We start from the raw sequence: 13460 nt of genomic DNA, 5'->3' as shown, positions 1-13460 counted from the left end.
CAGCGCGCAAAAGTCGCCTACTAAACCCACTGCGCAGTTGTGGGAAGATCCAGATGTTTTTGCAAATACTCAGCAAATATCTGGCGCGGGATTGAACGCGCTCCCAGGCTTTGCAGGTGATCTGTGGGCATCTGGCAGTCAATCAGCACAAACCCCCAGGCCTGCAGCTGTCTGACCAGCGTGGCGAAGCCGAACTTTGAGGCGTTGTCGGCACGGCTGAACATGGACTCGCCAAAAAACAACTGGCCCATGGCCAGGCCATACAATCCGCCCACCAGCTCACCGTTGTCCCAGACTTCCACCGAATGGGCATGGCCGCGGGCATGCAGTTCGATATAGGCGTTTTGCATGTCGTCGGTAATCCAGGTGCCATCCGCATAGTCTCGTGGAGCGGCACAGGCCTGGATCACGGCTGCGAAGTCGCGGTCAAAACTCACCTGGTAGCGTTGCTTGCGCAGCAGTTTGCCCAAACTGCGGGAGATATGCAGCTCTTCGGGAAACAGCACCGTGCGCGGATCAGGCGACCACCACAGGATTGGCTGGCCCTCGCTGAACCACGGAAAACAGCCATGGCGATAGGCCTGGATCAGCCGGTCGGCGGACAGGTCACCGCCAGCGGCCAGCAGGCCATTGGGTTCGCGCATGGCGTTGGCCAGTGGCGGAAATGTCAGGGTGTCGCGTTTTAACCAGGTCAGCATGGCATTGAGTCTTGCACAAGAAGGGGAGGGCGGCTGCAACTCTGTCACGCAAGTGCGGTCTCAGTCGATCTGCCAGTTAATTACAAGCTGTGTTTTGGTGGTGGTATAAGTCTTTGTCACAAAAGGTAATACATGCTCAAATTGGCGCTTCCCGGCGAGTTATGGCCAGCATGGCATCAGCGGCTCAAACCCGTACAATGGCCTGCCTGTATGAGCTGATCTAAACTGCTCCACGTTGCAGCACGCAATAATAAGGGCAGGGCTCATTTCAAGTCCGAACTTGTCGTCTGCTCGCTATGAGCAGTATTTTGCAGTCACATTAGTCAATTAATAGTTGGGCGCGCCACAGGCGCAGGAAAAGACCCGTTTTGAAGAAATCCACAGCAGCACCCAAAGCAGTTCCTCTCTGGCGTCAGCAATTGCACTACCGGCTCAAGGAAGGTGCATTGATCGCTATCGGCGCCCTGTGCCTGTTCCTGATGATGGCCCTGCTGACCTATGGCAAGGATGACCCCGGCTGGAGCCATAACAGCCGGGTTGTCGATGTACAGAACTTCGGCGGGCCAGCCGGCTCCTACAGTGCCGACATCCTGTTTATGGTGCTGGGTTACTTTGCCTATATTTTCCCGCTGCTGCTGGCGGTCAAGGCCTACCAGATCTTCCGCGAGCGGCATCAGCCCTGGCAGTGGAGCGGCTGGCTGTTTTCGTGGCGGCTGGTCGGCCTGATTTTTCTGGTGCTCTCCGGTGCGGCGCTGGCCCATATCCATTTTCACTCTGCCTCGGGTCTGCCTGCGGGGGCGGGCGGTGCGCTGGGCGAAAGCCTGGGCGACCTGGCCAGGAATGCACTGAATATCCAGGGCAGTACCCTGCTATTGATTGCCTTGTTCCTGTTTGGCCTGACGGTGTTTACCGACCTGTCATGGTTCAAGGTCATGGACGTGACGGGCAAGATCACCCTCGACCTGTTCGAGCTGATCCAGGGCGCGGCCAACCGTTGGTGGGCCGAACGTAACGAGCGCAAGCAACTGCAGGCCAAGCTGCGCGAAGTGGATGCCCGGGTCAATGAAGTGGTCGCGCCAAGCGTTTCCGACAAGCGTGAGCAGGCCAAGGCCAAAGAGCGCCTGATCGAGCGCGAGCAGGCGTTGAGCAAGCACATGTCCGAGCGTGAAAAACACGTGCCGGCAGTGATTGCCCCGGCACCGCCCAAGGCGCCCGAGCCGAGCAAGCGCGTGCAAAAAGAGAAACAGGCGCCGTTGTTTGTGGACAGCGCGGTTGAAGGTACCTTGCCGCCGATCTCGATTCTGGATCCGGCCGAGAAAAAACAGCTCAATTATTCCCCCGAATCCCTGGCGGCCGTTGGCCACTTGCTGGAAATCAAGCTCAAGGAATTCGGCGTCGAAGTGACGGTGGATTCCATCCACCCGGGCCCGGTGATTACCCGTTACGAAATTCAACCTGCTGCTGGCGTAAAGGTCAGCCGCATTGCCAACCTGGCCAAGGACCTCGCGCGCTCGCTGGCCGTGACCAGTGTGCGGGTGGTTGAGGTCATTCCTGGCAAAACCACCGTCGGTATCGAGATTCCCAACGAAGACCGCCAGATCGTGCGCTTCTCCGAAGTGTTGTCGACCCCTGAGTACGATAACGCCAAGTCGCCGGTAGCTCTGGCCCTGGGCCATGACATTGGTGGGCGGCCAGTGATCACCGACCTGGCGAAAATGCCGCACTTGCTGGTAGCCGGTACTACCGGTTCTGGTAAGTCTGTAGGCGTTAACGCCATGATCCTGTCGATCCTGTTCAAGTCTGGCCCGGAAGACGCCAAGCTGATCATGATCGACCCGAAAATGCTTGAATTGTCGATCTACGAAGGCATCCCGCACCTGCTGTGCCCGGTGGTAACGGACATGAAGGACGCCGCCAACGCCTTGCGCTGGAGCGTTGCCGAGATGGAGCGCCGCTATAAGCTGATGGCCAAAATGGGCGTGCGTAACCTCGCCGGCTTCAACCAGAAGGTCAAGGACGCCCAGGATGCCGGCGAGCCACTTGTCGATCCGCTGTACAAGCGCGAAAGCATTCACGACGAAGCGCCGCTGCTGGTGAAGTTGCCGACCATCGTGGTAGTGGTCGACGAATTTGCCGACATGATGATGATCGTCGGCAAGAAAGTTGAAGAATTGATCGCCCGTATTGCCCAGAAGGCTCGGGCTGCGGGCATCCACTTGATCCTCGCGACCCAGCGCCCGTCGGTGGACGTGATTACCGGCCTGATCAAGGCCAACATCCCGACCCGCATGGCGTTCCAGGTATCGAGCAAGATCGACTCGCGTACCATCATCGATCAGGGTGGCGCCGAGCAACTGCTGGGTCACGGTGACATGCTCTATATGCCGCCAGGTACCAGCTTGCCGATCCGGGTTCATGGCGCGTTTGTGTCCGACGATGAAGTTCACCGCGTGGTTGAAGCCTGGAAGCTGCGCGGCGCTCCGGACTACAACGAAGATATCCTCAACGGTGTTGAAGAGGCGGGCAGCGGCTTTGAAGGCGGCGGCAGCGAAGGCGGGGACGACCCTGAAACGGATGCCTTGTATGACGAAGCCGTACAGTTTGTACTGGAAAGCCGTCGTGCCTCCATTTCTGCTGTACAACGCAAATTGAAGATCGGTTACAACCGCGCTGCGCGAATGATTGAATCCATGGAAATGGCCGGGGTCGTAACCTCTATGAACACTAATGGCTCGCGCGAAGTACTGGCGCCGGCCCCGATGCGCGATTGATCAGCCCCAGGGCTTCTAACTAATCAATGAGGATGTCCATGCGTTTTGTCAGCATGCTGTTGCTACCGGTACTGGCCTTTTCCTCGCTGTCGGCCCATGCCGACGCCGAGAGTGTGAAGCGTCTTGGCCAACTGTTGGGCTCTGATACCATCACGGCCCGTTTTTCCCAGCTGACCCTCGACGGCAGTGGCACCCAGTTGCAGGAAACTGCCGGCGAAATGTCGGTAAAGCGTCCTGGGCTGTTCTACTGGCACACCGATGCTCCCCAGGAGCAACTGATGGTCTCCGATGGCCAGAAAGTCTCGCTGTGGGACCCGGACCTGGAGCAGGTTACGATCAAGAAACTCGATCAGCGCCTGACCCAGACCCCGGCCTTGTTGCTGTCCGGTGATGTATCAAAAATCAGCGAAAGTTTTGACATCACCACCAAGCAGGCCGGTGACGTGATGGACTTCACCCTCAAGCCCAAGACCAAGGACACCTTGTTCGACTCCCTGCGCCTGTCGTTTCGCGGCGGCAAGATCAACGACATGCAGTTGATCGACAGCGTGGGTCAGCGCACCAACATCCTGTTCACCGGGGTCAAGGTCAACGAGCCGATCCCGGCTTCCAAGTTCAAGTTCGATATCCCGAAAGGGGCTGATGTCATCCAGGAATAAGCCCTGGAAGAGGTTTCAAACGCTGCCCATGGATCTGTTTCGAAGTGCCCCGATAGCCCAGCCACTGGCTGCCCGATTGCGGGCGGCCAACCTGGACGAATACGTCGGTCAGCAGCACCTGCTCGCCCGCGGCAAGCCCTTGCGTGAAGCACTGGAGCAGGGTGCACTGCACTCCATGATCTTCTGGGGCCCGCCGGGCGTGGGCAAGACCACCCTGGCGCGGCTGCTGGCGGAAGTCTCGGATGCCCACTTTGAAACGGTCTCGGCGGTCCTGGCCGGGGTCAAGGAGATTCGCCAGGCCGTCGAAATCGCCAAGCAGCAGGCGGGCCAGTATGGGCGCCGCACCATCCTGTTTGTCGACGAAGTGCATCGCTTCAACAAGTCGCAGCAAGATGCCTTTTTGCCCTACGTCGAAGATGGCACCCTGATCTTTATCGGTGCCACCACGGAAAACCCCTCGTTCGAACTGAACAACGCCTTGCTCTCGCGGGCGCGGGTCTATGTGCTCAAAAGCCTGGACGAAGCGGCGCTACGCAAGCTGGTGCAGCGTGCGCTGACCGAAGACAAGGGCCTGGGCAAGCGCGGTCTGACCCTTGGCGAAGAAAGCTTTCAGATTTTGCTGCGGGCGACTGACGGCGATGGCCGGCGCATGCTCAATCTGCTGGAAAACGCTTCGGACCTCGCCGAAGACCACAGCGAAATCGGCACCGAGCTGCTGCACAACCTGCTGGGTGATACCCAGCGTCGTTTCGACAAAGGCGGCGAAGCCTTTTATGACCAGATCTCTGCCTTGCACAAGTCGGTGCGCGGCTCGAATCCTGACGGTGCCCTGTACTGGTTTGCACGCATGATCGACGGCGGCTGCGATCCGCTTTACATCGCCCGGCGCGTGGTACGCATGGCCAGTGAGGATATCGGCAACGCCGACCCGCGAGCTCTGAGCCTGTGCCTGTCGGCCTGGGATGTGCAAGAGCGGCTCGGCAGCCCGGAAGGCGAACTGGCAGTGGCCCAGGCCATCACTTACCTGGCCTGCGCACCGAAAAGCAACGCGGTGTACATGGGTTTCAAGGCCGCACTGCGCAGCGCGGCAGAATACGGCTCGCTGGAAGTGCCGCTGCATTTACGCAATGCGCCGACCAAGCTGATGAAGCAACTGGGTTATGGCGACGAGTATCGCTATGCCCATGACGAGCCTGACGCGTACGCGGCCGGGGAAGACTATTACCCGGACGAACTTGAACCCTTGAACCTGTATCAGCCGGTGCCACGGGGCCTTGAGCTCAAAATCGGCGAAAAGTTGAAATACCTCGCCGCACTGGACCGGGCCAGCCCCAAACAGCGGAGAAAACCGTGATTCCATTGATTGCAGCGGTCTCGGTGGGTGGCATTGCAGGTACATTGTTGCGCTTCGCTACGGGTAACTGGATCAACGCCAATTGGCCGCGGCACTTTTATACCGCGACATTGGCCGTTAATATCGTGGGCTGCCTGCTGATTGGCGTCCTGTACGGACTTTTTCTGATACGCCCGGAAGTACCGATTGAAGTCCGCGCCGGGCTGATGGTCGGTTTCCTGGGTGGCTTGACCACTTTTTCATCCTTTTCACTGGATACGGTGCGCCTGCTGGAAAGCGGGCAGGTGCCACTGGCATTGGGCTATGCGGCCCTCAGCGTATTCGGCGGGCTGCTCGCAACCTGGGCTGGCCTGTCCTTGACCAAACTTTGATAAACGAGAAACCGACATGCTTGATTCCAAACTGTTACGTAGCAACCTGCAGGACGTAGCGGATCGCCTGGCATCCCGTGGCTTCAAGCTGGACGTGGCGCGCATTGACGCGCTGGAAGCCAAGCGTAAAGAAGTCCAGACCCTGACCGAGAAGCTGCAGGCCGAGCGCAATGCCATCTCCAAAAGCATTGGCCAGGCCAAGGCTCGCGGTGAAGATATCGCGCCACTAATGGCCAGTGTTGAAACCATGGGCAGCGACCTGGCCAATGGCAAGGTTGAGCTGGAAGCCATCCAGACTGAACTGGACGCGATCCTGCTGGGCCTGCCCAACCTGCCGGATGCGTCCGTGCCAGTAGGCGCTGACGAAGACGACAACGTCGAAATCCGTCGCTGGGGCACCCCGACTGCCTTTGATTTCGAGATCAAGGACCATGTCGCCCTGGGCGAGCAGCACGGCTGGCTGGACTTTGAAACCGCCGCCAAACTGTCCGGTGCCCGTTTTGCCTTGCTGCGCGGCCCGATTGCCCGTCTGCATCGTGCTCTGGCACAGTTCATGATCAACCTGCACACCGGTGAGCATGGCTACGAAGAGGCCTACACGCCTTATCTGGTACAGGCCCCGGCGCTGCAAGGCACTGGCCAGTTGCCAAAGTTCGAAGAAGAGCTGTTCAAGATCAGCCGTGAAGGCGAAGCCGATTTCTACCTGATCCCGACCGCTGAGGTCACCCTGACCAATATCGTTGCCGGCGAAATCGTTGAACACAAGGCCCTGCCGATCAAGCTGGTGGCGCACACGCCGTGCTTCCGCAGCGAGGCCGGTGCATCGGGGCGCGATACCCGCGGCATGATCCGTCAGCACCAGTTCGACAAGGTCGAGATGGTCCAGATCGTTGAACCGTCCACCTCGATGGACGCCCTTGAAGGCCTGGTCGGCAATGCCGAGAAGGTTCTGCAACTGCTGCAACTGCCTTACCGCACCCTGTCGCTGTGCACTGGTGACATGGGTTTCAGCGCAGTTAAAACCTACGATCTGGAAGTGTGGGTCCCGAGCCAGGACAAGTACCGCGAAATTTCGTCGTGCTCCAACTGCGGTGATTTCCAGGCCCGTCGCATGCAGGCGCGTTTCCGTAACCCGGAAACCGGCAAGCCGGAACTGGTTCACACCCTTAACGGTTCCGGTCTGGCGGTAGGCCGCACCCTGGTAGCCGTGTTGGAAAACTACCAGCAGGCTGACGGTTCGATCCGTGTGCCGGACGTGCTCAAGCCTTACATGGGCGGTATTGAGGTCATCGGCTAAATGGAGTTTCTGCCGCTGTTTCATAACCTGCGTGGCAGCCGTGTACTGGTGGTTGGCGGTGGGGAGATTGCCTTGCGCAAATCCCGCCTGCTGGCCGATGCCGGTGCCGTGCTGCGGGTGGTCGCACCCGCCATGGAGCCACAGTTGTGCGAGTTGATAAACAGCAGCGGTGGCGAACAGGTGCTGCGCGGATATGCCGAGGCCGACCTTGAAGGGTGCGTCCTGATCATCGCCGCCACCGACGATGAGCCACTTAACGCTCAGGTTTCCGCCGACGCCCATCGCCGTTGCGTACCGGTCAACGTGGTCGACGCGCCCGCCTTGTGCAGCGTGATCTTCCCGGCGATTGTCGACCGTTCGCCGCTGGTAATTGCCATTTCAAGTGGTGGTGATGCGCCCGTGCTGGCGCGGTTGATCCGGGCCAAGATCGAAACCTGGATTCCGTCGACCTACGGCCAGTTGGCGGGCCTTGCGGCGCGCTTCCGTAGCCGGGTCAAAGGCTTGTTTCCGGATGTGCAGCAGCGTCGCGGGTTTTGGGAAGATGTGTTCCAGGGCCCGATTGCCGACCGTTTGCTGGCCGGGCAGGGCGCTGAAGCCGAGCGCTTGCTGCTGGCCAAGATTGAAGGTCAGGCCGTCGAAACCACCGGTGAGGTGTATCTGGTGGGTGCCGGGCCGGGTGATCCCGATCTGCTGACCTTCCGTGCATTGCGCCTGATGCAACAGGCAGACGTGGTGCTCTACGACCGTCTGGTGGCCCCGGCGATTCTTGAACTGTGCCGTCGCGATGCCGAACGTATTTATGTGGGCAAGCGTCGCGCTGAGCATGCGGTGCCACAAGACCAGATCAACCAGCAACTGGTCGATCTGGCCAAGCAGGGCAAGCGCGTGGTGCGGCTCAAAGGTGGCGATCCGTTCATCTTTGGCCGTGGCGGTGAAGAAATCGAAGAGCTGGCCGCCCACGGGATTCCGTTCCAGGTGGTGCCGGGTATTACCGCCGCCAGTGGTTGCGCGGCGTATGCCGGTATTCCGTTGACCCATCGCGACTACGCGCAGTCTGTGCGCTTTGTTACCGGCCACCTGAAAGACGGCACCAGCAACCTGCCCTGGAGCGACCTGGTTGCTCCGGCGCAAACTCTGGTGTTCTACATGGGCCTGGTGGGCTTGCCGATCATCTGCGAGCAGTTGATCAAGCATGGTCGTTCGGCTGATACCCCGGCTGCGTTGATTCAGCAGGGCACTACGTCCAACCAGCGCGTGTTTACCGGTACCCTGGCCGACTTGCCGACATTGGTGGCGGAGCATGAAGTGCATGCGCCTACGCTGGTGATCGTGGGCGAAGTGGTTTTGCTGCGTGAGAAACTGGCATGGTTTGAAGGGGCTCAGGCTCAGGTCTGACGTCTGCCCTCACCCCAACCCTCTCCCTCTGGGAGAGGGTTAGGGCTTTGCTTCAGCTCCGATTTTCCCCCACCAGACTCTCTACCGACGGCACTCGCGTATCGCTTTCCATCTGCGCATCATGTTCGATCTGATGGCTGAAGCGGTCCAGTGAGCCCTGCGCCGGCTGGGCATCGCTGGCAAACACCGGCGGGCTGAGGATGTAGGCACCCAGCAAACGACTCAACGCCGCCAGGCTATCAATATGGGTGCGCTCATACCCGTGGGTGGCATCACAGCCAAACGCCAGTAACGCACAGCGAATATCATGCCCCGCCGTCACGGCCGAATGAGCATCGCTGAAGTAATAACGGAACATGTCCCGGCGCACCGGCAACTCATTGTCACTGGCCAGCCCCAGCAAATGCCGCGACAGGTGATAGTCATAGGGGCCGCCCGAATCCTGCATCGCCACACTGACCGCATGCTCGCTGGAATGTTGGCCCGGAGCCACCGGAGCAATATCAATCCCGACAAACTCGCTCACATCCCACGGCAAGGCCGCTGCCGCACCATTGCCGATTTCTTCGGTGATGGTAAACAGCGGATGACAGTCGATAAGGGGCTGTTCGCCACTGTCGACAATGGCTTTCAGGGCGGCGAGCAGGGCCGCCACACCCGCCTTGTCATCCAGATGCCGCGCACTGATATGGCCACTTTCGGTAAATTCCGGCAGTGGGTCGAACGCTACGAAGTCACCAATATTGACCCCCAGGGAATCGCAATCCGCGCGGGTGGCGCAGTAGGCATCCAGGCGCAACTCGATATGGTCCCAACTGATCGGCAGTTCATCCACGCCGGTATTGAAGGCATGGCCAGAAGCCATTAATGGCAGGACACTGCCACGGATCACGCCGTTGTCGGTAAACAGGCTGACGCGGCTGCCTTCGGCAAACCGGCTCGACCAGCAACCAACAGGTGCCAGCACCAGCCGGCCGTTGTCCTTGATCGCCCGCACGCTGGCGCCAATCGTATCCAGATGCGCGGACACGGCGCGGTCCGGGCTGTTTTTCTGGCCCTTGAGGGTGGCGCGCAAGGTGCCGCGGCGGGTCAGTTCAAAAGGGATCCCCAATTCGTCGAGGCGTTCGGCGACATAGCGCACGATGGTGTCGGTAAAACCGGTGGGGCTGGGAATGGCGAGCATTTCCAGCAATACCCGTTGCAGGTAGTCGAGGTCGGGTTCAGGGAGGCTGCGGTTCATAAAAACTCCTGAGGGCCGGTCAGCTATTGAGCAGGCTGACTGTGGGGAAACAACAGATCGATAAAGCGCTCGGCGGTGGGCTGTGGTTCATGGTTGGCCAGCCCGGCGCGTTCGTTGGCTTCAATAAATACATAGTCGGGTTGGTCGGCGGCGGGCACCATCAGGTCGAGCCCCACCACCGGAATATCCAGGGCCCGGGCTGCGCGAATGGCGGCGTCGGCCAGCACCGGGTGCAGCACGGCGGTGACGTCTTCCAGGCAGCCGCCGGTGTGCAGGTTGGCGGTGCGGCGCACGGCCAGTACTTGCCCGGCAGGCAGGATGCTGTCGTAGTCATAGCCTGCGGCCTGCACGGTGCGCAGGGTTTCGGCGTCCAGCGGGATTCGGCTTTCGCCACCGGTGGCGGCCTGGCGTCGGCGGCTTTGCGCCTCGATCAGGCGCTGAATGCGGTGCTGACCGTCGCCGATCACTTGCGCGGGACGGCGGATGGCGGCAGCCACCACCTCAAAGCCGATCACCACGATGCGCAGGTCGAGGCCTTCGTGAAAGCTCTCGAGCAGCACCCGGCTGTCGAACGCCCGCGCTGCCTCGATGGCCTGTTGCACCTGTTCGATGCTGTCCAGGTCCACCGCTACGCCATTGCCTTGCTCGCCATCCACCGGTTTGACCACCACCCGGCCGTGCTCTTCGACAAACGCCAGGTTGTCATCGGCATTGCCCGCCAGTTGCTGGGTCGGCACGTTCAGGCCGGCCTGGCTGAGCACCTTGTGGGTCAGGCACTTGTCCTGGCACAGGCTCATGCTGATGGCGCTGGTCAGGTCGCTGAGGGACTCGCGGCAACGAATCCGTCGCCCGCCGTGGCTAAGGGTGAACAGGCCGGCGGCCGCGTCGTCAATTTGCACGTCGATGCCACGTTTGTAGGCTTCTTCAACGAGGATGCTGGCATAGGGGTTGAGTCCGACCTCGGGACCAGGCCCCAGAAACAGCGGCTGGTTGATGCCGTTCTTGCGCTTGATGGCAAAGGTCGACAGTGTGCGAAACCCCAGTTTGGCATACAGGTTCTTGGCCTGGGCATTGTCATGCAGCACCGACAGATCGAGATAGCTCAGGCCGCGGCTCATAAAGTGCTCGACCAAATGCCGCACCAGCACTTCACCCACTCCCGGGCGTGAACAGAGCGGGTCGACCGCCAGGCACCAGAGGCTGCTGCCGTTTTCGGGGTCGTTGAATGCGGTGTGATGGTTCAAGCCCATGACACTGCCGATCACCGCGCCGCTGTCCTCGTCTTCGGCCATCCAGTACACCGGGCCGCCGTCGTGGCGCGAGGTCAGCAGGGTCGGGTCGATGGGCAGCATGGAGCGTGACAGGTACAGGGTGTTGATCGCGTTCCAGTCCGCCTCGCTTTGTGCGCGGCGGATACGGAAGCCGCGAAACACGCGGGTGGCCTGGCGGTAATCGGTAAACCACAGGCGCAGCGTATCCGATGGGTCGAGAAACAGTTGTTGCGGCGACTGCGCCAGCACCTGCTGGGGCGCGGCGACATACAGGGCAATATCGCGCTCGCCGGGCTGCTCGTTGAGCAGCTCTTCGGCCAGGGTGAAGGGATCGGGAAAGGTATGCCCGATCAACAGCCGGCCCCAGCCGCAGTGTACGGCCACGGGGCAGGCATTCAGTTCGCTGCCATCCTCGGCAAAGCGGGCTTGCAGGCGTTCATAGGAAGGCGTCTGGCCACGCAGTAAACGCTGGCTATAAGCCGTAGCGAGAGGTTTCATCGATCAGATTCCTTGTTCGCTCAGCCACAGGTTCAGGGCGGCCAGTTGCCACAGCTTGGAGCCGTTGAGGGGGGTCAGCTGGCTTTGCGGGTTGGTCAGCAACTGGTCAAGCATGGCTGGCTGGAACAGGCCGCGATCCTGGCTCGGGTCCAGCAGCAGGTCGCGCACCCAGTTGAGGGTGTTGCCCTGCAAGTGCTTGAGCCCCGGCACCGGGAAATAGCCTTTTTTGCGGTCGATGACTTCGCTGGGGATCACCAGTCGTGCGGCTTCCTTGAGTACCTGCTTACCGCCGTCGGGCAGTTTGAAGCGCGCTGGAATCCGCGCTGACAGCTCGGCCAGGCGGTAATCGAGAAACGGCGTGCGGGCTTCCAGGCCCCAGGCCATGGTCATGTTGTCCACCCGTTTGACCGGGTCATCCACCAGCATCACGGTGCTGTCCAGGCGCAAGGCCTTGTCCACCCCGGCCTGGGCCCCCGGCTGTGCGAAATGCTCACGCACAAAGTCGCCAGCGGCGTTATTGGCTGTCAGCCATTGTGGCTGGACGGTGGCCTTGTACTCGTCGTAACTGCGGTCGAAAAAGGCTTCGCGGTACGCGGCATAAGGATCGCTGGCGCCATCTACTTGTGGATACCAGTGATAGCCGGCAAACAGTTCGTCAGCGCCCTGGCCGCTTTGCACCACCTTGCAATGCTTGGCCACTTCACGCGACAACAGATAAAAGGCGATGCAGTCATGACTGACCATCGGCTCGCTCATGGCGCGGAAGGCCGCTGGCAGTTGCTCGATGATTTCGTGCTCGCCAATGCGCAGTTGGTGATGGCGCGTGCCGTAATGCCGGGCAATCAAATCCGAATACTGGAATTCATCCCCGCGCTCGCCGCCTGCGTCCTCAAAGCCGATGGAGAAAGTCGACAGATCCTGTACGCCCACATCGCGCAACAACCCCACCAACAAACTGGAGTCGACACCGCCAGAGAGCAGCACGCCGACATCCACCGCCGCCCGTTGGCGGATAGCCACGGCTTCGCGGGTGCTGTCGAGGACACGATCGCGCCAATCTTCCAGGGTCAGATTGACTTCATCGGCACGGGGGCCGTAGGGCAGGGTCCACCAGGTTTTTTGCTCGGTGTGGCCATTGGCGTCAATACGCAACCAGGTCGCGGGTGGCAGCTTTTCGATACCGGCAATCAGCGTGCGTGGCGCTGGTACAACGGCATGAAAATTCAGGTAGTGATTAAGCGCCACCGGGTCGAGCATGGGGCTGATATCACCGCCCTTGAGCAGCGCCGGCAGGGTCGAGGCAAAGCGCAAGCGCTCACCGGTACGCGACAGATACAGCGGCTTGACCCCCAGACGATCGCGGGCCAGAAACAGGCGCTGGGCATCGCGTTCCCAGATGGCAAAGGCAAACATGCCATTGAGCTTGGGCAGCAGCGCTTCGCCCCAGGCGTGATAGCCCTTGAGCAGAACTTCGGTATCGCCACCCGAATAAAAGCTGTAGCCCAGGGCTTCAAGCTCGGCGCGCAGCTCGGGGAAGTTATAGATCGCGCCGTTGAAGGCCAGCGACAAACCCAGCTGGCTGTCGATCATCGGTTGGGCTGAACCATCCGACAAATCCATGATTTTCAGGCGGCGATGGCCCAGGGCTATCGGCCCCTGGCTGTGAAAACCCCAGGCATCGGGGCCACGTGGTGCAAGGTGGTGGGTGATGCGTTCGATGGCTGCCAGGTCGGCAGGGTGTTGATCAAAACGTAACTCGCCAGCTAATCCGCACATGGTGTGTAAATCCTTGGTCTTTCGGCATGTGGTGCTACAGGGATGAGTCAGCGTCTTTGCAGGACGCCTGGTAGCGCTTTGGGCCCGGTTTTAAAGGGCGATGCAGTTTTTGACTGCATCGCCAGCCCTT

General features: G+C 60.4%; 10 protein-coding genes. 6 read left to right on the top strand and 4 right to left on the bottom strand.

What is annotated here, in order from left to right:
* Positions 1-20 precede the first annotated feature (20 nt).
* A complete protein-coding gene (aat, locus tag FHL07_RS20560) occupies positions 21-698 on the bottom strand; it encodes a leucyl/phenylalanyl-tRNA--protein transferase (RefSeq protein ID WP_095003288.1) in 678 nt (225 codons plus the stop codon).
* 368 nt (positions 699-1066) lie between these two features.
* Here aat and ftsK point away from each other — a divergent pair, with 368 nt between their 5' ends.
* The 6 genes from ftsK to cysG are packed head-to-tail and all read left to right on the top strand — an operon-like array spanning position 1067 to position 8545.
* Positions 1067-3469 carry a DNA translocase FtsK gene (gene ftsK, locus FHL07_RS20555; protein WP_095003287.1) on the top strand — a complete coding sequence of 801 codons (2403 nt, stop codon included), beginning with the start codon at positions 1067-1069 and terminating at the stop codon, positions 3467-3469.
* A gap of 38 nt (positions 3470-3507) precedes the next feature.
* Positions 3508-4128: an outer membrane lipoprotein chaperone LolA gene (lolA, locus tag FHL07_RS20550; protein WP_138738861.1), complete on the top strand. Its 621-nt coding sequence runs from the start codon at positions 3508-3510 to the stop codon at positions 4126-4128.
* A gap of 28 nt (positions 4129-4156) precedes the next feature.
* Entirely contained in the window at positions 4157-5482 is a 1326-nt protein-coding gene (locus tag FHL07_RS20545; RefSeq protein ID WP_095003286.1) for a replication-associated recombination protein A, read from the top strand.
* The gene (gene crcB, locus FHL07_RS20540) at positions 5479-5853 is read left to right on the top strand and encodes a fluoride efflux transporter CrcB (RefSeq protein ID WP_095003285.1); all 375 of its coding nucleotides are present in this window, start codon (positions 5479-5481) and stop codon (positions 5851-5853) included. The genes FHL07_RS20545 and crcB overlap by 4 nt, the downstream gene beginning before the upstream one ends.
* Positions 5854-5869: 16 nt before the next feature.
* Positions 5870-7150 (top strand): serine--tRNA ligase, encoded by a 1281-nt coding sequence (gene serS / locus FHL07_RS20535; protein ID WP_138738860.1) that lies wholly within the window; start codon positions 5870-5872, stop codon positions 7148-7150.
* On the top strand, positions 7151-8545 hold the full coding sequence (gene cysG, locus FHL07_RS20530; protein WP_095003283.1) for a siroheme synthase CysG: 1395 nt from the start codon (positions 7151-7153) through the stop codon (positions 8543-8545).
* Positions 8546-8597: 52 nt separating this feature from the next.
* On the opposite strand, the gene FHL07_RS20525 is transcribed toward cysG, so the two are convergent.
* The 3 genes from FHL07_RS20525 to FHL07_RS20515 are packed head-to-tail and all read right to left on the bottom strand — an operon-like array spanning position 8598 to position 13330.
* Positions 8598-9785 (bottom strand): osmoprotectant NAGGN system M42 family peptidase, encoded by a 1188-nt coding sequence (locus tag FHL07_RS20525; RefSeq protein ID WP_095003282.1) that lies wholly within the window; start codon positions 9783-9785, stop codon positions 8598-8600.
* A gap of 23 nt (positions 9786-9808) precedes the next feature.
* Positions 9809-11554, bottom strand: a complete 1746-nt coding sequence (ngg, locus tag FHL07_RS20520; RefSeq protein ID WP_095031737.1) for an N-acetylglutaminylglutamine synthetase — start codon at positions 11552-11554, stop codon at positions 9809-9811.
* 3 nt (positions 11555-11557) lie between these two features.
* The gene (locus FHL07_RS20515) at positions 11558-13330 is read right to left on the bottom strand and encodes an N-acetylglutaminylglutamine amidotransferase (protein WP_138738859.1); all 1773 of its coding nucleotides are present in this window, start codon (positions 13328-13330) and stop codon (positions 11558-11560) included.
* Between the last annotated feature and the right edge of the window lie 130 nt (positions 13331-13460).

Source organism: Pseudomonas sp. FSL W7-0098 (genome assembly GCF_005930585.1).
Classification (GTDB): Bacteria; Pseudomonadota; Gammaproteobacteria; order Pseudomonadales; family Pseudomonadaceae; genus Aquipseudomonas; species Aquipseudomonas bubulae.
Note: the sequence above shows the minus strand (reverse complement) of the source record. Positions and strands in the feature narration are given on the sequence as shown.